This is a genomic window from Chryseobacterium sp. KMC2, assembly GCF_016756935.1.
Taxonomy (GTDB): Bacteria; Bacteroidota; Bacteroidia; order Flavobacteriales; family Weeksellaceae; genus Chryseobacterium; species Chryseobacterium rhizosphaerae.
Window position 1 is genome coordinate 73851 of the sequence record NZ_JAESIT010000008.1, and the last position, 20304, is coordinate 94154.

Genomic DNA, 20304 nt, shown 5'->3' on the forward strand with positions numbered 1-20304 from the left:
CAATGTCTTTACAATTTTTAATAACAAAATCAGCTCTTTTTTACAGTAAAGGAATCTATGATATTATAGTTTATAAAACTTGTTTGATCTTGCGGGATATCTTCTATTATAAAGCTCCTTTTTATAGCTTCTTTTTTGAATATCTCTTGGGCTAGAATACCATTCCGTAGTTTTTCGCTACACAAGTTTTTATATTCCTCAGAGTCTCTCAGAAAAAAAGGTTGAGATTTCTTTTTTCCAGATACAATTATAGCATCATTAATATCACCTTTGATATGATAGATTAAATCTTCAATTCTTTCTACATATTGTGAGAATGGTTTATCAGGATCATCTCTGTTTATTAAATAGTAACCCATGATTATTAATATTTGTTTTAGACAAGGTAGAAATGGTAATAAGTAAGAGATAATTTACTTACTTTATATCACTAAACATGGATAAATACACAATTTTAAGTAGGGAATTCGTGTGAATTTTATTGTAAATCAAACACTTTTTATTATGTAAGTAGATAATTTTATTTACATTTTTGTAATTGTTTTAAACACTCTTGGTGAATTATCATTATTAAAAATGTGATCCTTAAAATCTTTGTAATATTTTAGCCTGCATTGTAGTGAACAGGTGAAAATACCAAAATTATACGGTTCATAATAATCTCTAAACCCATCACATCTTAAGAGTCTGAAAATGTAAAAATCTTTTTCCTTACTTACATGAGCTTTATAAATAACTCTGTTGTTATTAATTTATAAAATCATTTTATGATTTTTTACACGTATACAATACGAACTAATCATTTATAGGTTTGCTAAATTTCAAAAGACCTTCAAAGGAATATCTAATATTCAAATTCCATTTTCCTTTGTTGTGTGAGGATATTGAGATCTTTAAGGTTGCTATAGATGAGCAAGGATCGTTCAAGCTGTCTCCTAGACTTTTGCAACAGGTTGAATCTTATTGTGTGATTGATACTATTACAAAGCAGATTTCAAAAATATATCCCGATATGCTACTTTGGACGATACATGATTCATTCTGTACTACACAGGGGTGGTTTCCTATATTATAATCTATGGTACAAGAACTATTTTTAAGCTATTCTCTAGGTATTCTGCCTAATTTTAAGACGGAGTTATAGTGCACCTGAAAGTGGCTTAAAATCAAAATGATTGGTTTTACTGCAGACGGTTAAAGCTAATCATTCTATATTGAATTGATTAGAACTTGATAAGATATACTTTAATCCAAATATCAATCTTATTGCTAAAATGTATAAACAGAAATATTTAAACGTAAAATTCCACTTTTTACACTTCATGTCTGCTTAGTTGTAAAAGAATCTGATTTTGACCAAGTTTATTGATTGTTGCATGAAATATTTAACCATGAGATTGATTACTCTAAATATTACCTAAAAAGATATGGAATTAATTTTTAGGTAATATTTTCGTAATATTTCATTCAAAAAAACATAATATCATAACCGATTGTTTTTCATGTGTTTAATTGTAGATTAGGATGGATTTAATTTGAAATAATTAAAAATAAAATTATGAGTGAAAGTAATAAAAAAAGTCTTTTAGACTCATTTAAACCTCGTCCATTTAAGTTTATGGAATTACCACTCGATGTAATTGAAGGGGACCCAAATCAGCCCCGTAAAGCGTTTGGCTTAGAAACTGGTGGTGACTATGACCGTCTTATGAAGTCAATTTTACATTATGGCATTGAAGACCCGATTAAAGTAAGTGAAATTGAGCAAGGTCGGTATTTAATAATGGATGGACACAGAAGATTTGCGTGTGCAAAAGAGTTAGGACTTGAAACTGTTCCTTGTCGCATCTATCCTAAAATGAGTGATGGTGAATTTGAAACTCGTAGATATGAAATGCAAAATAATCGGAGAAGCTGGAAACCAATGGAAAAAGCAAATGCAATTCATAAAATAAAAGCAGAATATATTAATGCAAGTAAAAAAGAAATAGCTGATTTACTTGGAATATCACAAGTTCATCTATTCCATTTTACAGAGTTAAGGGATATGAGGATGGAATATTTAGAGCTAATGTCTGAATATAATATGAAAGAATATCAACGAATTGCTTTTATGCAAATGCTTCCTAAACTACGAAAAATTAAGCAATATGAAATTGATGATATTGTGAAAATTTTGTTTAAAAAAATCAGTGATAATATAATGTATAGAGCTTCTGAATTTAAAGACCTTGCTAAAATATTTTCAAATGCAACCCTTCACGAAGAAGAAATTTTATCATTTCTGACAGAGCCATTGTTAACCGTCACTGAACTATCTGAAAGGTCTCAATTATCAGGATTTTCAAGTCAAATTAAAATTTTAATAAAGGAACTAAGTACAAAGAAGAATCAAAATGTCCAACTGACAGAAAAAGAAAGTGGTTTGCTTGGCGACCTGAATAAACTTTTGGAAGCCTTTACATAATCCATGTTCAATATTACTCAACAGAATTCTAAAAAGGCGGTTGCTTACTATCGGCATTCTGCTGAAGATAAACAGGAAAATTCAGTAGCAATTCAACGTAATCATGTTGAAAGGTTTGCTCTTGAACATAATATTGCAATAATACATGAAGAGATTGATGAGGGGGTAAGTGGGCTACTTGCGAATCGTCCTGGATTTGAAAGGCTTTTTGATAATTGGATTAAAAATTTCAACGCTCCACATTTTGAATATGTTTTAGTTTATGATGTTTCACGTTGGGGACGATTTCAAGACCAGGACCAAGCAGGGCATTATGTTTATTTATGTAAGAAACATGGTAAGGAGGTAGTGTATGTTTCAAGAGGATTTGTAGATGTAAGTAATCAATTATTTTCAAGTTTGGAAATCTCTATTCAACGTTACATGGCGGCAGAATATAGTCGTCAGCTGAGTGAAAAAGTATTTCATGGTTGCGTAAAGGTTTCACAACAGGGCTATTCAGCAGGCGGTACGGCAGTTTACGGAATGGCTAGACAGTTACTTGATGTAAATAAAAAACCTATTCGTATTCTTAAAGCAAGAGAGCATAAGCAAATAGCAAATGAACGTGTTTCTTTTACTCCTAAAAATGATGATACAACTGAAACAGTACGAAAAATATTTTATTTATTTGTAAATGAAAGATTAACTATACCTGAAATTGCTTCATATTTGAATCAAAGAAGAATATTTTCATCAAATAACAAACATTGGGATAAGTCAAAAATTATAAAAATACTGACTGATGAAACTTATATTGGTACTCGAATATATAATAAAACATGGGGACGATTAAAACAAAAACCATACAAAAATCCACGCTCAGAATGGGTAATAGTACCTGATGCTTTTGAAGCTGCAATTGATAAAAATGTTTTTAAAAAAGCACAAGAAAAGATTTATTGGATGTTTCCCAGCAATTGGCGGAAAGGTATTAATGCTATTAAAAAAGCAAGGAAAATTATTTATAATGATATACGAAAATGGCTTTTAAGTAAGGGAGCAACTGAATTTGAAGCTGATGAGATAATACTTAGGCTACCTATAATTTTCAGTATCAAACTTGAAAACCAGATTACTTCATATTGGTGCTTTCTGATTTCAGAAAAAATGCGGAATTTTGATAATGTATTGGGAATAAGTGTTCATGAAGATTCAAAAAAGGCAATAAATGAATTTTTTATTTTGTCAACCTACGATTTTACTTCCTCCAATTTTCTTATTTTATCTGAAAATAGCCCTCTATATTACGAAACTAAAATTGAAACTAAAAATTTAGAAGAAGCTGTTGGAGATCTAATCAAACAGTTCAAAAAATCTAAATCATGGTATAAGCATAAATATACATTTATTGATGGGCTAGTGTGATAGTTGTACAATGTATTTATATAAATATTATTGACAGTATCGACACTCAAGAAATCTGCGGGAAGAAAAAACAGTTATTGAACTTGGCAAAAGCCCCCATTATTGGCGGGAAATAAAAAATAGTAAATCATCTAGCTACTATTATGACCTAAGAGCAAGGTTTAATAACCTCCTAAGAAAATATAACCTAGATACCATAAAATTAGAGTTACGGGATTTGCTTGTGAGGAAGTTTCAGAGTTTGATAGAGGGTAGTAGGGTTGAGGAGTGATTGAGGGTGAAAAAGGACAAAATCGGTTTATATATTAAGGAGAATTTGTAAGTTAAATTATGTTATACAAAAAATTGAGTAAACATATTGATAATAGCTAATGTTTTTTAATTACCTACGTATCAAATATTACACGGAAATATAAATTTTATAAGTAAATATTTTAGTAAATTATTGTAGATTTGCAAGTAGAGTGAGAAAATCTGAATTACATAAGTTATTGATTAAGTTGAATTTATATGAATCTGTCTTTTTTAAAATAGAAGACGAAAATTCGTATGGTTTTGACTTTCATCCAGATATATTAAACAAAATCAACAGGATAAATCCAGATGCGATTTATGTTTTCAATAATCAACCTTTAATTCTTTTCTTTGATTTAACATTAAACGAAGATTTGAACAAAGAATCTGAAATTCATAAGCAAGTATGGTCTTTTGATAATTCTCCAATAGCATTTATTATAAATGATAAGGATATTTCTGTATATAATGCTCTAAACTTTATAAAAAATAAAGATAATAAAGGAGGTTGGCTGGAAAAGCTTAATTTATCTGAAGAAGAAAGAGAAGAAAGATTTTCATTTTGGAACTTACAATCAGGAGAAACTTGGGCTTGGTTTCAGGATGAATATTTAAGCAAAAAAAATGAAAATCATAAGCGTGTAAATCAAAGATTATTTCAAAATATTAAAGAAGTTAGGAAATACTTAACTGACAAAACAAAATCTAATTATTTAGATGAAAAATCTTCTAATTCATTAATATTAAGATTAATTTTTATTAGGTATTTGATTGACCGAGATATTAAGATTGACGATAACTATATATCAGGTGAAAATATTAATGAGAAAAGGAAAAACTTTATTTTATTAATTTCAGAACCCAATAGATTAAATAAGTTGTTTGAGGTGTTGAATGAAAAATTTAATGGCGTTTTATTTAAAGAAACAGATATTAGATTAAATCAAGTTCAAGCAAACTATTTAGCAAATGTATTTAAAGGTGAATTAGAGCAACAAGGTTCACTGTTTGAAGGTTATTTTTTTGAAATATTTGATTTTTCAATCATTCCTGTTGAAGTTATTTCAGGTATCTATGAATCTTTAATTGATGATGAAACAAAAGATTTAGATTCTGCAGTATATACTCCGTCGTTTCTTGTTGATTATATATTAACGGATACTGTTGATGAATATTTAGACAAAGAGAATATCTCAGAATGTAAAATCTTTGAAGTAGCTGTAGGCTCAGGGATATTTTTGGTTCAATCTTTAAGAAGAATGATTGAAAAGGAGATTGAAATTAATGGTTTTGGAGACAAAAAAGAATTTAGTAGTAGAATTAGAGAAATTGCTAAGAATAATCTTTTTGGAATTGATATAAACCGAGAAGCATTAAAAGTTACTTGTTTCTCAATTTATATTGCATTATTAGATTATCAACAACCAAAAGATATTGATAAATATCCTTTTCCAAGTTTGTTAGGAACGAATTTATTTGAGGCAAATTTTTTTGATACCGCTCACGAATTTAATACTGTAATAGAGAAAAATAAACCAAATTTTATTCTAGGAAATCCGCCATGGAAAAGTAAAAAGGAAGATACTATTCACGTTAATTGGCTAAAGAATAACAATAAGACTGTTGGTAGGTTTGAAATAGCACAATCATTCCTTTTAAGAACTAAAGATTTTATGTCTGAAGGAACTAAATCAGCACTTATTGTTACAAGTACTATATTTTATAATGTTTCTGATAAAACAAGAAGCTTTAAAGATGAATTCTTGACTACATATTGTGTGGAAAAGTTTTTTGATTTATCTCCAGTAAGAAGATTAATTTTTGAAAAAAAGAAAAGCCCTGCTAGCATTATTTATTATAGACTATCAAGAAAAGAAGAATATCTAACTAATACCATTAAACATCATTCAGTAAAATACAATCGTTTTATCAAATATTTCAAAATGTTAGTACTTGAAAAGTTTGATCAAAAAGTCTTATTGCAGAGAGATTTTTTAGAAAATGATTGGATGTTTAAAGCAGCTCTTTATGGGGGGAGATTAGACTATAATTTTATTAAAAAGTTATATTCTAAAAGTAAGGTTTCGAAATTTATTTCGGAAAATAACGCAGAAAAAGGATTAGGAGTAATTAAAATAAGCGAGAAATCTAAAACTGAACCAAAATATTATTCTGAATATATTGGTAGAAGAATAATTGAGAATGAAGAGGTCGAATTATTTTATACTCCGTTACCTGAAAATAAATTAACTGAAGATAATGTATATTTTATTCGAGGTCGAAAAAAAGAGTTATTCGATTATTCTAAAATATTATTAAAAGAGCAATGTTTAGATGAAACCTATGTGAGTGCTTCATATCATGATTTTGATAGTATTTATGTAAATGGTGTTTCAGGAATAAGTTTCCAAGATGAAAATATTACAAAGTTTTTGTATAGTTATTTCATATCGGATATTATTACATATGTTCTATATATGACATCTTGTTCTTGGGGTGTTGGAACTCGACCTGCAATAAGATTTCAAGAGGAATTTCTAGGATTTCCTTTTGCGGACTCAGATATAAAAACTAGAAAAACACTAGTTAATTACGTAAATAATTTTATATCTGTTCTTAAAGAATATCATAGTGATACACTAAAGTATGAAGTACCACCAATTGATAAATTTTCTTTATCCAGAATAAATGAAATTATTAATGAATTGTATGAGGTCTCTGATTACCAAAAAGATTTAATAAATTATACATTAAATGTATCACGCTATCAATTTCAAGAAAGTAAACAAAATCTTATAATTAATTTCAATAGCACAGACCATAGAAATAAAGAAAATGTTTTAGAAAGCTATGCTAATATCTATATTAAAGAATTTGAAGAGGTATATTACGATGAATTTGTAAAAATAGAAATCTATCCAATGAAATATTTTATTGCGATGAATTTTATTATTACAGATCTAAAACCAAAAACAAAAATAAGTTATCCCCAGAATTCCAATGAAAAAGAAGTTTTAGAAAAGCTGGCTAATAACTTGAGTATTGAAAGAATAACCGATACTAAAGACCCTTCAAAAAATCTCTACATTCAAAAAGATATAAAAGGTTTTGAGAGTGACTCATTCTATATTATTAAGCCTAATGAATATAAATGTTGGCATCCTGCAATGGCATGGTATGATGTTGCCGAGTTTAAACAAGCAATTCAAGAAGCGGAATTAGAACGATTAAATTCTTCTGCAGATGATTAATAGTGCTGCTGGTTTTAAGTCAGGTTCTAATAGGGTGATAGAATCTCATGTCAGAAAGATACTACAATATGTAGTTTCATGCTATCAACTTATATTAAAGGATGGTAAAAAATATAATTATTCTATAAGAGGTAAAATAAAGCAAGAAAACTTTTTGCGAAATGGTTTGGTTGATGATTATTTAAGGAAAAATATAAATTTACTTAACTCTGGAGGTATTAATCAATATACAATAATTAATCGAGAATCAACTGAGACTTATCATAGTGAATCAGATGGATTAATTCATGATGATCCAATTGATATAAAAATTGAGTATTCACCTTTGAAAAATGACTTGCAAGATGATGCTGTTTATTTTGCAATTGAATGTAAAAGAATTACAATAGATAGTGATTCTAAAGACTATGTTTCAGATACAGAAAAATTTTCAGATAGAATTTACACTTCAAAAAGATTACCTTTTGAGGGGCAAATTGGTTTTTTAGAAAACCCGAAAATATCTCATTCCACCATTTGTGTAAAAGTTAATGAACGCCTACAATCTTGCAAAAAATTAACAACTACTCAGAATTTAAAGCTAGTTCAAATTAGCCCAGATTTTGAGGGTTCTTATAAATCAATGCATAAAAAAATAAATGAGAATAAAGATGACTTTTCCGTCTTTCATTTATTTCTTGATTATTCTAAAATAGTTGTAACCAATTAATTTTTAGCTGATAATATCGAATTGGCTTATTTCATATATTTATTTTTAATATAAATATTATGAATCAAAAAAATCACATTGAAGAAATTAGTAAGTACAATGCTAAGATTTCTATTTACAATTTAGTTTACAAAAAGTTCAAAATTAAATGGTGGGCTTACATTATAATCCCGCCATTGTTACCTACAATAGCATCTTTTATATTTTTATTCTATGAAAAGGAATCATGGATATTTTTGACATTTTTTCTTATGATAGTATTTTGTGGTATATCAGCTAATTTTTTGGTAACTAAGATTGAAGTCGTTATTAGAACCTATTATAGCTATGCTTTAATTGACAATAACAAGTATAATTATAGTTCATTTTTGGAAATTCAAAAAAGGACACTAATAGATTTGCTGGGAGATACTCTGACTAAAAAAGATAATTTGCTCTTTTTGATTGATAAACTTTCAGCTCAACAAAATAAATATTCCTATGGGCTTTCAGTGCAAACGGTAGTAATAACGATTTCAATTATTACAGGAGGGTTCTTATCTAAGTTCTTGGATTATTCATCAGATATGCAGGATTTTTATGATGGTTCCAGGATTCTAATTTCTATTATACTATTAATTTAATGGGCTTTACAATAATTATTGTTGATTTTTTCTTCGTGAAAGGCTTTGTGGAGCAATATATAAAGAATAAAAACAGATTGGTAAGAACGTTAATTAATATTTACTTGGATAAATATGCTGAATAATAAAATACTAATATCTTAAAATCAAAATGATTGGCTTTACCTATCTGTGGTAGAACCAATCATTTTTTAGTTAAAGATATTGAGTGTAATTACTGCTTAGTAAAAATCAAATCTTTTGTTTCGGGTAAATATATAGTTTTATCAGTTCCTTGTGGACAGTCTCCTGTTGTAAAGACCATATCATCAGGTCTGTATTCCCATGATATTTGAGTGGAATTCATTTTCTTTAAATAAATATCTCCCCAGCCTACATGGCAATTGGTACCACTATAATAAAAAATTATTGTATTTAGTGTTGGACGGGTTCTTGTACTATATAGTTCAATATTTGGGATGTTGTTATTTTGCGTATCCTGTAAAACTGCTCCAGAAGAGTTTTTAACTATATATTTAATTACTAAAGCATCCATATAATAGTTTTTATTTGTACTTTCTTCTAATTTATCTTCAATTTTCGTAATGAATAAAGTAATTTCATTTCCTTGATAATTAGCCTTATAATTTCCAATGTATGGCGCTAATTCATTGTTCAAATCTTTGACATGTGCATTTTGTGGGATATTTTCCATTAGAGTATTCAAAGGAAGTTGTTGTGCTTTACATGATATTGTATTTGCAATTAATCCTAATATTATTGCTGTTTTAAAATATATTGTTTTCATAATGTTTATTTAAGGGCATGGTGTAGCTGTTGTACTATTTCCATTGCTGTCTAATGTTATATTTTGTACTGTTCCGTTATCTTCTATCTTTTGAAGATTTACTTTCCCTTCCATCCCCATATTTTTTAAGGTATCAAAAAATAACTTCTCCAATCCTTTGTTATTTAAATCAGCTCCAAAGTAATCTACATAAGATAAATTTGCGGATAAATCCTTTTCTGTTTTTCTATAGTCCTTCATTAATTTGACTAAATCATATTTAGTGCTAAACAGAAACCCTGCCAATTCCTGTGCCGTCCCACTAAAGTTGGCGATATAATTATAATATCTATAACCATCTGGACAGGTTGAGCATCTCTCGGAACCAAACATTCCCATAAAGCCATCTCGAATATTTCCATTAGGTTGTGCCATTGAAAAATCCAGCATCTTTACAATATCAGGAGGAGAAAGCATCTTAATGCCTGTTGGGGTATGATTATGATATCCTCCTTGATATCCAGCGGTGTCTCCTAATTCAACTTCGTGTCCTCCGCCACTAATTGTTTCTGATGTAGTTCCGTCGGCTTTTATTTTAACCCCTATTTCACCTCCTATTTTAGACTTATTTTTAAGTTCTGTAATTTTGGACTGCACATCAGGTTTGCTCATTATATTTTTTGTTTTCTCACACGGTGTAACTAAGAACTGATTATAAAAATCATCCCAGCTAAGGCTAGCATTATCTAAAAACATATCCACTGTATTATTTAAAATATCGGGCTTTGTTCCAAAATAACTCAATAATTTAGATACGGTATATTGGTCTTCAAATTGATATAGATAAAGATAAAACAATTTTGTTCTTAAAGTTGAATTAAATCCATAAGAATTAATATGAAAGATATTGCTGAATTCCTGATATTTTGCAAGCATCAAATCACTGTCATCAGAATAGGGAAGTGTTCCATACCCTCCTGTATTTCCTCCTGGTGAATCGGGATTTGGGTAAGAAGGAATTCCTGTATTTGTTCCACCAGCACCACCAGAACATGTATTTACAATTGAAATAATACCAGGAGCTGATGCAGCCCCACTTCCTGTCAGTTGGCAGGTGTCATCTCCATATCCATGTTGTCCAGAACCACAGACTCCATTTTCCCATGTTACTACATAGCATCCCAAAGCAGCTGTTACTATTTTTTGAGAGAGACTAAGGTTATTGATATCAAATATCTTTATTTTATTTTCCATGTCAATTTCCTCACCTAAGACAAAAAGGTCTTTTTCTAGCGGGGTAATGTCATACTGAATCAAAACTCCCGAAAAAGTACCATCGGCAGTTTGTTTGAGTACGAGATTTTCTAATCCAGAATTTTTAGATGCTCTCTTTACAGGGAATGTGTAAGTTTTTTGAGTGCCGTTTTCTACAAGTATAACCCTGTCTGTTGAAATAGTAGCCCCGTCCAAAATTGAATTGTTTTTTCCCAGTAGTTTGTTGGAAGAAAATAGTTCTGTTTGTAGTTGTGTGACCTTTTGAAGGAGAGATGTATTGTTGCTGATTTCGTGAAATCTTAGTACGGATGCTCTAAGGTCTTGTTTTTGCCGTTCATTCTCCTGATACATATCCTCAGTTCGACAGGAATGAAAGATGAGATTAAAGGCTATCAATAATGATAACCACAAAATAAATTTGTTTTTCATTTGTTTTTTTTATTTAAAGGTTGTAAAAATAGCTTTTTTTGTTAACTTATACGTATTTTTTTATTGATATTACAAAGGTATACATTCATTGCGTCAAAACTTGACGTGTTTTTTCTCTGAAATTTGTCGATTAATGGGTTTGAGTTGGTTTGACAGTGATATAAGAATGATAATATTTGATATAAATTTGTAGTATGTATTGGTACTATCTTGCGGATTCTTTGTTAACTCCCTTTTTCATCGGTATTTGCAGAGATTAAAACAAGCCTCAACCCAAGAGGTCAAGGCTAAAATCTGCTATTTTTCAACACCATTTTTATTAAATAATCAGTTTTTAAAAATCTTCTTTACAACATAATCTGTTCCGCTATATAATTTCAAAAAATAAATACCGTTAATCAATAATGAAGTATCAATTTTAGATTGCTGTAAATTGCCTGATTGAATAATTCTGCCTTCTAAATTGATGATTTCATACTTCGTAAAACTTGAATCAGAAATTATATTGATTGAATTTTTAACAGGATTAGGATAAACACTAAACTGTTTTTTGGTTGTTGTTTCTGCTGTTGCAAGCACTGAATTACATTCAGCAGTCGTTACAACATAAGTAGCAGTATAGGGTTTTACCCAAAAATTTGTCAAAGTAGAACTATCTTTCCAATCCACAAAAATACATCTCAATAATGGAGATTGTGTTACATTTCCAAATAGTACATTTAGCATATTGCTATTGTTACCATTACGAACATCAACACTGGTCAAATTACTACCTTGTGTATATAATTCCTTCAAGCTAGTATTTTGAGCAACATTTAAAGTTGTCAAATTAGAACTGGTTGTTAGCTTTTTAAGATTGATATTGGAGTTAAGATTGATATTTAAAATCGGAGTTACAGAAAAATTGAGTTCTTCTAAATTAATATTAGAAGTTAATGAAAGAGTTGTGATAGGATTGTTTTCAATTCTCAAAACTTTTAAACCTACATTATTGTTTGTGTTTAGATTTGAAATTTGATTATTGGTGCAATATAACTTTTGAAAAGAATTTGAATTTGGTAGATTAATAGTTGATAAGCTATTCCATGAACATGATAAGTATTCTAATAATAAATTTTGATTTATAACAAGACTTGTAAGACTGTTATTATCACAAAATATTGTTTTTAACTGGCTGTTTTGGCTTAAATCAAGGTTTGTAAGATTGTTACTGCCAATCTCTAAGACTTTTAAATTTGAAAAATGCTCAATGCCATTCAAAGATGAAATATTGTTACCTAATAACCATAATTCGGTTACTTGTTGTGCTTCACTGACTTGTATTTCCATATCATTATTAGTGTCAACCTTAATCCAATTACCCGCAGAATTTTTTGCTATGTGTGCTGAGGGAGTTGAAAATACAAGTTTAGATTTAAATGTATTATCAGTAAAATTTACAATAGCCTGGGAAAATATATTCGCAGTAAGAGCGACAGTAAATACAAGAGATAATTTTGTTCTCATTTTTTTTAATTTTTGAAAACAAAAATGCAGACTTATATCTTATTTATTATATTTGTATCATTGTATAATATAACCAAAATGGTTATAATTCATAACCGTTATGATAGGAAACAAGATAAAAAATATACGAGAGTTAAAGAATTTTACTCAGGAATATATGGCTGAAAAATTAGATATTTCTCAGGCTGCCTATAGTAAATTAGAAAAAGGAGACATAAAGGTTTCATCTGATAAGCTTTCTCAAATTGCTAAAATATTAGATGTTAATCCAGAAGATATAACAGCTTTTGACAGTCAAAAATATTTTAACAGCTTCAATAATGTTAAAGGAAGTAATAACGGGAGCATTATCATTGGAGCAGATGAGACTGAATTGATAAAGAAATTGTATGAAGATAAGATTTCGTTACTCGAAAAATTATTAAGTAATACCGAAAAAGAATTGGAAAATTATAAAACAAAATATGGAGAGCTTTAATGGCTCTTTTTTTATTTTTAAAAGGTATGGTAAACAGTTTCTATGGTTTGGTATAGGGATATATTATGTGACAGTTTAGTTTTTTATCTCCGTTAAATATATTGAAAATATCAAATGCAGTTGGAGATACAAAGGTGAATGTAGGAGTGTGTAATTATACTGTCTGTTGAAATCCCAGAATCAAAATGATTCCTTTTAAGAGGAATTTGTGTAAATTTTGTACCAAAGTTTGGGATGCGTAGCTAGTACCTAGATAAAACACTCTCTTGCTCCGTCATACATGCTTGAATTTCGATTATCTTTTTATTTTGAAGTTTATCCCCTTATTTAGCTTAAAAACAGTTTTAAACTATTTGTATTGCATTGGTGGGTGCGTAGATATTTGAGATACCCCTGTACAGTTGCATAAAGGTGTTAAATTTCGACTTTATTATTGTTTTGGTATGAAGGTTGTTTTGTTTTAAATACGGGTTAAAAGAGCTTGTTTTGAGTTTGTAGGTAGGTGTGAATAGTTTGCAGAATCTTTTTTATGATAGGCGAGCACTGAAAAACTGTTTGTTAAAGATAATTACACTGTAACGGGTGGTTGTATGTCGTATATATGGTTTGTGTGAGTGTGCTGGAAAATAGATTTTTTGTGGATGTGATTTTGTTAATATATTATCCGCCGATTTACCCCAAAACAAAAAGTTCTCCGAATTTAGTTGAGGGACTTTTAAAGCGTAAGTGATGAAAAAAATATTTCATACTACTAATATCAATGTATCACTTTTGCTTGGTGATTCCAGCCTTCTGGTTAATCTCTGTAAATACTGATTAATACAATTGTTCATAAAGAATCTGCAACATAGTACCTATATATACTAAAATTATTCTACTCCTATATCACACTCTAACACTCCTCTAACACTCTTAAATCAATATTTCAGGGTTTCTTTGGGATAAACATATGTGATGTATTGAGTAGGGTGAAGTTTTTCCTGCGGGCTGAAAGGCAAAATGTATAATACTTAGTCCGTTATTTACATCAAATTGGAAAAATATTATTTAGTTTTATTTTTTCGCCGAATTTTTTCAACTGAGATTGTATTAACAGAGTCGTTTTCCTTTTCAATGTTGTATTCTATCTTATAATTTTCTTTTATAAGTTTAAGCGCCGCCTTAAGATTTGAGACTTCATTCTTGTAATCTAATCTTTCTTGATCAATTTTATTAGTTTTTTTAACTAAATCATCGTACTCTCCAATTAGAGTATTGCATTTTGCCCTTAAAGAATTATATTGATTAATAGTTTCTTCATGCTGTGGATCTTTGGTTGTAACCGTAATTGTTCCATCCTCATTCTCTTTAGATTTAATATCATATTTCTTGGCTAAAATCTCATAAAGATTTTTATAATAGTTAGCTTCCTTATAGAGCTTATTGACGTATCTAAGTAATTCTTCTGAACTAATTGATTTACCATCCATAGTAAATCCTCCTATGTTATTTACTTGATGTGTAACATTTCTATCTCTTAGTAAACTATCAATAGTTGCTTGTTGGCGCTTAACCAGATGAGACATTGTTGAATCATTTTTTTTAGGTATTGTTTCATTTACCTTTTTAATATCAGCTATTTTTGTTTTTACCTCTTGCTCTTTGTGTTTGTATTCGTTTATTAAATAGCCAACATATCCACACGAAAAGCAACCAATAATAAAAAATAGTGTTAAAAATATTTTAAATTGTATTTTCATTTCTTTGGTGAATAATGTTTTAGTAATTCTTTTAATTCTATACCAGAGTTGCTATTGCTATCTATAGAAATATATGCCGATTCCTGAGTTTCCTGTACAGCCTTCATTTTAGCCATTTCTATGTCTCTTTGATGATTTTCTTTTAAATTATTAATCTGTTGCTCATAAGCAAATTTCATATCATCTATTCTGTTTGTAAAGTAATAGATTAAAATACTAGAAATAGCAACAGCAACAGCGACCATGCTTCCTAGGTAAAAAGAAATTGGATGTTTCTCCCAAAGTTCTTTTACGGAATTATCGTTGTTGTTTCTATTATTTGAATTTCGCGCCATACATTATTGTGATGAAGCCAAAAATACGATTATTTTTTACTAACATAAAAGATGCTCACTATACTAAATTTCAAAATTTTTGTATAGATATCGAGACAAAGGGTACTATTTCAGAAAGTGGGTGGGGGTTGGCCCACTTTTTCCGACCAGCCCCTATGTTCGGATTTTGTTTTTCTTGGACCTGTTTTACCTTTCTACCGTTTTGAGTGGTTAAAAAGTTTTTAACAAGCGTTGATATTTTGGTTAAAAAGCATTGTAAACCCTTGTAGTTATCAGATTTTTATCGTATATTTAATACAGTTTTACAAGCTACTTTTTACTAAAATATATCTCAATATATACATAAAAAAGCCTTGAAGCACTGCAATGCAACAAGGCGGATCAATAAATTTTAAACCAATCTTAAAACTTATCAACATGACAAAGTTACACAATTGTCTTGATACTGCTAGTATCTACGTAGGGACTTACGCAAAATACAACAACGGCTCACTATTTGGGAAATGGCTGAACCTTTCCGATTATTCTGATTATAACGAACTGCTCAGTGCAATGTATGAACTTCATAAAGATGAACAAGATCCTGAATTTATGTTTCAAGATTATGAATGTCCGATTCTGGAAAAGCTAGGGTTATTGAGCGAATGTCATATATCAAAAGATATTTATGATGTTCTGGAACAAATTAATGATTCAGGGCATGACGTAGAGGTGTACGAAGCCTGTTTGGATAATCTCGGGAAAATGGATTTTCAAAGTTTGTATGAATATGTAAACAATTTTTACTACGGCGAATATGACAGTGATGAAGATTTTGTACAATGGCTGTATGAAGATGATTCGTTTAATATTCCTAATTGGGTTGTGATTGATTGGAGCGCAACTGCACGGAGTATAATGTTTGATTATTTTGAAAGCAACGGGCATTATTTCCGTAGCTAAAATACAATCAGATTCAAATAGGTTCAATCGGGTTCACTCCAAGCATTTTTTAAGAAAACAGTGACCAAAATCGTGACCAAGTGACCAGAAGTGACCAAAATAAAAAAAGCAACTTGCTGTAAATTAGCGAGTTGCTTTTATTTGGTTGTAGACCCACAGGGATTCGAACCCCGACTGACGGTACCAAAAACCGGAGTGCTACCGTTACACTATAGGTCTGTTTCGATGCTGCGAAATTATAGAATTTATTTTAAATATAAAAATGAAATAAGGAGATAATATAAGACTTTTACCTGTCTTATGGGTTTACTGGCTGATATCCAAATAATTATTTTTGCGAAAAATTTTCGAAACAAGGGATGTTTTTAATACTAAATAATAAAATCTTATCTTTGCAAAAAATTGGGCTCTAAAAGTTGGAGTAACCCATTAATAACTTGTCCCGAGCATAGCAAGGGATTATTAAACATTTTTTATGTCGAATATTGTCGCAATCGTTGGGCGTCCCAACGTAGGAAAATCCACGCTTTTTAACCGTTTACTAGAGAGAAGAGAAGCTATTGTAGACTCTACAGCCGGTGTAACCAGAGACCGTCATTACGGAAAATCTGACTGGAATGGAGTAGACTTCACTGTAATTGATACCGGAGGATATGATGTAGGTACAGATGATATCTTTGAAGAGGAAATCCGTAAGCAGGTACAGCTGGCAGTAGATGAAGCGACTTCCATTATCTTTATGATGAACGTGGAAGAAGGGCTTACTGATACAGACTATGAAATTTTCCGTTTACTGAGAAGATCCAATAAACCTATTTATATTGTCATTAATAAAGTAGATTCTTCTAAGGAAGAACTTCCTGCAACAGAATTCTATCAGTTAGGAATTGATAAATATTATACTCTTTCTTCTGCTACAGGTTCAGGAACAGGAGAACTGTTAGATGATATCGTTAAAGATTTCCCTACAACAGAATATAAAGATCCGTTTGAAGGATTGCCTAAAATCACTATTGCAGGTCGTCCTAACGTAGGAAAGTCTACAATGACCAACGCTTTACTGGATGTAGAAAGAAATATTGTAACCGATATTGCCGGAACTACAAGAGACAGTATCCAGACCTTATATAATAAATTCGGACATGAGTTTGTATTGGTAGATACTGCCGGTATGAGAAGAAAATCTAAGGTAAACGAAGATTTGGAATTCTATTCCGTAATGAGATCTATCCGTTCTATAGAATTTTCTGATGTTGTAATCATCATGGTAGATGCTACCCAGGGATGGGAATCTCAGGATATGAATATTTTTGGACTGGCTCAGAAAAACAGAAAGGGGATTGTTATTTTGGTAAACAAATGGGACTTGGTGGAAGACAAGCAAACCAATACAATGCGTGATTTCGAAAAAGCTATTAAAGATAGAATAGGACAGTTCCAGGATATTCCAATTCTATTTGTTTCTGCTTTAACGAAGCAAAGAATCTTAAAAGCGGTAGAAGTTGCAATGGAGGTGTATAATGACCGTAAGAAAAAGATTAAAACTTCAAAACTGAATGAGGTGATGCTTCCTATTTTTGAGCAAACTCCTCCTCCAGCCAATAAAGGAAAATATATTAAAATTAAATACTGTGTTCAGCTTCCTACGCCATCACCACAGTTTGTATTCTTCTGTAATCTTCCACAGTATGTGAAAGAACCATATAAAAGATTTGCTGAGAACCAATTGAGAAAAGAATTCGGGTTTACCGGAGTTCCTATTGAAGTGTATTTCAGACAAAAATAAAATGACTTTTAAATAAAAATCTGGTAAGGAAATATTCTTACCAGATTTTTTATAGATATACGTATTCATTTCGACGCTTCCTGCAGATTCATTTTTTAATTGTAATTTTGTAGAAATTCAATGTCGATTAACTGTAATTTTAAAACTTAAGATATTCATGCTTAGTATTTTATCACAAAATTTTTCTCTTATAAATGAATGGATTAATGAACTTCGAAACGTGGAAGTTCAGCATGATCGGATGAGATTCCGAAGAAATATGGAAAGAATCGGAGAGATTGCAGCTTTCGAAATCAGCAAAGGGCTGGAGTACCGAGAAGTTGTAATCCAAACTCCTTTAGATACGATAAAAAGCAGAGAAATCGCGGTACAGCCGGTTATTACTACAATTTTACGAGCAGGAGTTCCATTGTTTGAAGGAATTCTGAGCTATTTAGACAGAGCAGATTGTGGTTTTGTAGCAGCGTACAGAAAGCACGATGCCAACGACTATTTCTCAATTAAGCAGGATTATCTGACTTGCCCAAGTATCGAAGGAAGACCCTTGATCGTAGCAGACCCAATGTTGGCAACAGGTGCTTCTTTAATTGAAGCTATTAAAGATCTACTGACCAACGGAAATCCTACCCAGCTTCATATTGTAGCAGCAATTGCATCAAGACAAGGAGTAGAGACTGTGCAGAATGCCTATCCTGACGCTCAGATTTGGGTGGGAGCCATTGATGAAAACTTAACTTCAAAAGGGTATATTACCCCGGGACTTGGTGATGCGGGTGATTTAAGCTACGGAGAAAAACTTCAAAGATAACTTAAGAAAGATTCCAAAAATCTTTTATAATATCCAATAACAAGGTTGGTCGTACTTTATCCATCGGGTGTTTTGTATCCGGAAGTACGGCCAATTTTGCATATGGAAGGCTTCTGTAAACATGGATACTCTCTTCGATGGTCACCATATTGTCTTTGTCTCCTACCATAATCTGGACTGGGAGGCTAATCCCGGCAAGATTGCCTTTTAGCGGTGTCTTTTTCCCTAAATCAACCATTAAATCAGCAACCGCTGGAAGTAGCTCTGTCCATTTTTGACCATGTTGAGCTTCTAAGAGTTGTGCATATTGCGGAACTTTATGAAGAATAACTTCAGGGTTCAGCATTTTACTTTCTTTTACAGCCTGCTCTTCAGTCCAGTCAAATTTCGTCCCCAAAGTGATGATTGAATTGACATTCTCGGGTGTTTTCATAGCATAACAAAGGGCAACATAACCTCCCATGCTGTGTCCGAAAAGATATACATCTGCCAGATTTTTACTGTTGCAATATTCTTCTAATTCCTGAGTATATTTTTCAATACTGATACCTTCTGCAGGAAGCATGGTACTCCCGTGTCCTGAAAATAAAGGAGTATGAATGGTAAAATACTGAGATAACTGCTCCACATAAGGATGGAAAAGATCACTGTGACCTAACGCGCCGTGCAGTAAAATAAGATGAGGCATGATGATATAGTTTTCCGGAAAATTAAGAAAAAGAATTTGAAGACGAAAGAAGTTTGTAAGATTTCAGAAGGTGAGCCTGGAAGTTGTCATCAGTGAACTTCAATTATTAAATATCTACGGCCATGATCAGTACACTTATTTTATTATCACCGGCTTTTAAAATTTCCCATGCAATTGATGAAACGGTGTTTCCTGTTGTAAAAACATCATCAATAAGTAAAATGTGTTTTCCTGTTACCGCTGTATTGAGTGAAAATGTATTGACAGATTCAAGACGGTGCTTCTTGTCCTTCAGGGCCTGGGCTTTTGAATAATGATTTCTTTTAATCAAGGTATGCTCAAATGGTATTTTATAAAAGCCGGATAGGGTTTCTGTGAAGAGATGCAGCTGATTGTAACCTCTTTCCCGCAGTTTTTTTGGATGTAAAGGAACGCTTACCATCAGGTCAGGTTTTGCATCTTTAAAATCCAGACGCTCTATAGTCCATTCTGCCAGAATTTTTCCTGTTTTTTCCCTGCTTCTGTATTTGAGCTCATGAATGATTTTTCTGCTTACCCCCTCTTCTTCAAATTGTATCAAAGCATAAGTATGCTCAACGGGGAAGAGTAGCCTGCATTTTTCTTTGATAAGATTATTTCCAAAATAATCATAATGGGTGAAATGAATCTGGTTAAAACATAAGTCGCAGACCAAAAGATCAGGTTCAATAATCCTGTTGCAGTGGATGCATCGGTTAGGGAATAATAAATCAAGCATCATCGGGGTGTTTTTAGCTAAGTTAGGAAATTGTTTTTTCACTA

17 protein-coding genes and 1 tRNA gene are annotated in these 20304 nt (G+C 30.9%); 9 read left to right on the plus strand and 9 right to left on the minus strand.

Annotation, left to right across the window (positions count from 1 at the left end; all coding sequences use genetic code 11):
- Nucleotides 1-29 precede the first annotated feature (29 nt).
- Entirely contained in the window at nucleotides 30-359 is a 330-nt protein-coding gene (locus tag JML65_RS11115) for a hypothetical protein (RefSeq protein WP_202270918.1), read from the minus strand.
- 1199 nt (nucleotides 360-1558) lie between these two features.
- On the opposite strand from JML65_RS11115, the gene JML65_RS11120 reads away from it, so the two are divergent.
- From JML65_RS11120 to JML65_RS11140, 5 genes are all read left to right on the plus strand, one after another.
- Nucleotides 1559-2467, plus strand: coding sequence for a ParB/RepB/Spo0J family partition protein (locus JML65_RS11120; RefSeq protein ID WP_202270919.1), 909 nt, complete (start codon nucleotides 1559-1561; stop codon nucleotides 2465-2467).
- A gap of 3 nt (nucleotides 2468-2470) precedes the next feature.
- A complete protein-coding gene (locus JML65_RS11125) occupies nucleotides 2471-3874 on the plus strand; it encodes a recombinase family protein (protein WP_202270920.1) in 1404 nt (467 codons plus the stop codon).
- Between the two features lie 464 nt (nucleotides 3875-4338).
- Nucleotides 4339-7419 carry an Eco57I restriction-modification methylase domain-containing protein gene (locus tag JML65_RS11130; RefSeq protein WP_317194058.1) on the plus strand — a complete coding sequence of 1027 codons (3081 nt, stop codon included), beginning with the start codon at nucleotides 4339-4341 and terminating at the stop codon, nucleotides 7417-7419.
- Nucleotides 7412-8128, plus strand: coding sequence for a hypothetical protein (locus JML65_RS11135; RefSeq protein WP_202270921.1), 717 nt, complete (start codon nucleotides 7412-7414; stop codon nucleotides 8126-8128). The genes JML65_RS11130 and JML65_RS11135 overlap by 8 nt, the downstream gene beginning before the upstream one ends.
- A 59-nt stretch (nucleotides 8129-8187) precedes the next feature.
- Complete coding sequence (locus JML65_RS11140; protein ID WP_202270922.1) at nucleotides 8188-8751, plus strand: hypothetical protein; 564 nt, start codon at nucleotides 8188-8190, stop codon at nucleotides 8749-8751.
- Nucleotides 8752-8965: 214 nt separating this feature from the next.
- Here the strand turns inward: JML65_RS11140 and JML65_RS11145 are convergent, their stop codons facing one another.
- The 3 genes from JML65_RS11145 to JML65_RS11155 form a co-directional block, all read right to left on the minus strand.
- Nucleotides 8966-9538: a DUF6705 family protein gene (locus tag JML65_RS11145; RefSeq protein ID WP_202270923.1), complete on the minus strand. Its 573-nt coding sequence runs from the start codon at nucleotides 9536-9538 to the stop codon at nucleotides 8966-8968.
- A gap of 9 nt (nucleotides 9539-9547) precedes the next feature.
- Entirely contained in the window at nucleotides 9548-11221 is a 1674-nt protein-coding gene (locus JML65_RS11150; protein WP_202270924.1) for a hypothetical protein, read from the minus strand.
- A gap of 327 nt (nucleotides 11222-11548) precedes the next feature.
- Nucleotides 11549-12727 (minus strand): T9SS type A sorting domain-containing protein, encoded by a 1179-nt coding sequence (locus tag JML65_RS11155; RefSeq protein WP_202270925.1) that lies wholly within the window; start codon nucleotides 12725-12727, stop codon nucleotides 11549-11551.
- A 100-nt stretch (nucleotides 12728-12827) separates the two neighbouring features.
- Here JML65_RS11155 and JML65_RS11160 point away from each other — a divergent pair, with 100 nt between their 5' ends.
- Nucleotides 12828-13205, plus strand: coding sequence for a helix-turn-helix domain-containing protein (locus JML65_RS11160; RefSeq protein WP_237390851.1), 378 nt, complete (start codon nucleotides 12828-12830; stop codon nucleotides 13203-13205).
- A gap of 1043 nt (nucleotides 13206-14248) precedes the next feature.
- Here JML65_RS11160 and JML65_RS11165 read toward each other — a convergent pair.
- Together JML65_RS11165 and JML65_RS11170 are read right to left on the minus strand one after the other, a co-directional pair.
- A complete protein-coding gene (locus tag JML65_RS11165) occupies nucleotides 14249-14944 on the minus strand; it encodes a hypothetical protein (protein WP_202270926.1) in 696 nt (231 codons plus the stop codon).
- Nucleotides 14941-15279 carry a hypothetical protein gene (locus JML65_RS11170; RefSeq protein ID WP_202270927.1) on the minus strand — a complete coding sequence of 113 codons (339 nt, stop codon included), beginning with the start codon at nucleotides 15277-15279 and terminating at the stop codon, nucleotides 14941-14943. Before JML65_RS11170 ends, JML65_RS11165 begins: the two co-directional genes overlap by 4 nt.
- A 417-nt stretch (nucleotides 15280-15696) precedes the next feature.
- Between JML65_RS11170 and JML65_RS11175 the strand changes: the two genes are divergently transcribed.
- Complete coding sequence (locus JML65_RS11175; protein ID WP_202270928.1) at nucleotides 15697-16221, plus strand: antirestriction protein ArdA; 525 nt, start codon at nucleotides 15697-15699, stop codon at nucleotides 16219-16221.
- Between the two features lie 148 nt (nucleotides 16222-16369).
- Here the strand turns inward: JML65_RS11175 and JML65_RS11180 are convergent.
- Nucleotides 16370-16440 (minus strand) — tRNA-Gln (locus JML65_RS11180).
- 256 nt (nucleotides 16441-16696) lie between these two features.
- Between JML65_RS11180 and der the strand changes: the two genes are divergently transcribed.
- Both der and upp read left to right on the plus strand, forming a co-directional pair.
- Nucleotides 16697-18007, plus strand: coding sequence for a ribosome biogenesis GTPase Der (gene der, locus JML65_RS11185; RefSeq protein WP_047487968.1), 1311 nt, complete (start codon nucleotides 16697-16699; stop codon nucleotides 18005-18007).
- 157 nt (nucleotides 18008-18164) lie between these two features.
- Nucleotides 18165-18815, plus strand: a complete 651-nt coding sequence (gene upp, locus JML65_RS11190; RefSeq protein ID WP_202270929.1) for a uracil phosphoribosyltransferase — start codon at nucleotides 18165-18167, stop codon at nucleotides 18813-18815.
- Between the two features lies 1 nt (nucleotide 18816).
- Here the strand turns inward: upp and JML65_RS11195 are convergent, their stop codons facing one another.
- A complete protein-coding gene (locus JML65_RS11195) occupies nucleotides 18817-19503 on the minus strand; it encodes an alpha/beta fold hydrolase (protein ID WP_202270930.1) in 687 nt (228 codons plus the stop codon).
- A 106-nt stretch (nucleotides 19504-19609) separates the two neighbouring features.
- Nucleotides 19610-20263 (minus strand): ComF family protein, encoded by a 654-nt coding sequence (locus JML65_RS11200; protein WP_084085873.1) that lies wholly within the window; start codon nucleotides 20261-20263, stop codon nucleotides 19610-19612.
- Nucleotides 20264-20304: the final 41 nt, after the last annotated feature.

Excerpts from the sequence above, each read along its gene's own strand:
- JML65_RS11135 (WP_202270921.1), top strand. The coding sequence starts at position 7,412 with ATGATTAATAGTGCTGCTGGTTTTAAGTCAGGTTCTAATAGGGTGATA.
- JML65_RS11155 (WP_202270925.1), bottom strand. The coding sequence starts at position 12,727 with ATGAGAACAAAATTATCTCTTGTATTTACTGTCGCTCTTACTGCGAAT.
- JML65_RS11140 (WP_202270922.1), top strand. The coding sequence starts at position 8,188 with ATGAATCAAAAAAATCACATTGAAGAAATTAGTAAGTACAATGCTAAG.
- JML65_RS11175 (WP_202270928.1), top strand. The coding sequence starts at position 15,697 with ATGACAAAGTTACACAATTGTCTTGATACTGCTAGTATCTACGTAGGG.
- JML65_RS11150 (WP_202270924.1), bottom strand. The coding sequence starts at position 11,221 with ATGAAAAACAAATTTATTTTGTGGTTATCATTATTGATAGCCTTTAAT.
- JML65_RS11200 (WP_084085873.1), bottom strand. The coding sequence starts at position 20,263 with ATGATGCTTGATTTATTATTCCCTAACCGATGCATCCACTGCAACAGG.
- upp (WP_202270929.1), top strand. The coding sequence starts at position 18,165 with ATGCTTAGTATTTTATCACAAAATTTTTCTCTTATAAATGAATGGATT.
- JML65_RS11165 (WP_202270926.1), bottom strand. The coding sequence starts at position 14,944 with ATGAAAATACAATTTAAAATATTTTTAACACTATTTTTTATTATTGGT.
- JML65_RS11160 (WP_237390851.1), top strand. The coding sequence starts at position 12,828 with ATGATAGGAAACAAGATAAAAAATATACGAGAGTTAAAGAATTTTACT.
- JML65_RS11120 (WP_202270919.1), top strand. The coding sequence starts at position 1,559 with ATGAGTGAAAGTAATAAAAAAAGTCTTTTAGACTCATTTAAACCTCGT.
- der (WP_047487968.1), top strand. The coding sequence starts at position 16,697 with ATGTCGAATATTGTCGCAATCGTTGGGCGTCCCAACGTAGGAAAATCC.
- JML65_RS11170 (WP_202270927.1), bottom strand. The coding sequence starts at position 15,279 with ATGGCGCGAAATTCAAATAATAGAAACAACAACGATAATTCCGTAAAA.
- JML65_RS11195 (WP_202270930.1), bottom strand. The coding sequence starts at position 19,503 with ATGCCTCATCTTATTTTACTGCACGGCGCGTTAGGTCACAGTGATCTT.
- JML65_RS11125 (WP_202270920.1), top strand. The coding sequence starts at position 2,471 with ATGTTCAATATTACTCAACAGAATTCTAAAAAGGCGGTTGCTTACTAT.
- JML65_RS11145 (WP_202270923.1), bottom strand. The coding sequence starts at position 9,538 with ATGAAAACAATATATTTTAAAACAGCAATAATATTAGGATTAATTGCA.
- JML65_RS11115 (WP_202270918.1), bottom strand. The coding sequence starts at position 359 with ATGGGTTACTATTTAATAAACAGAGATGATCCTGATAAACCATTCTCA.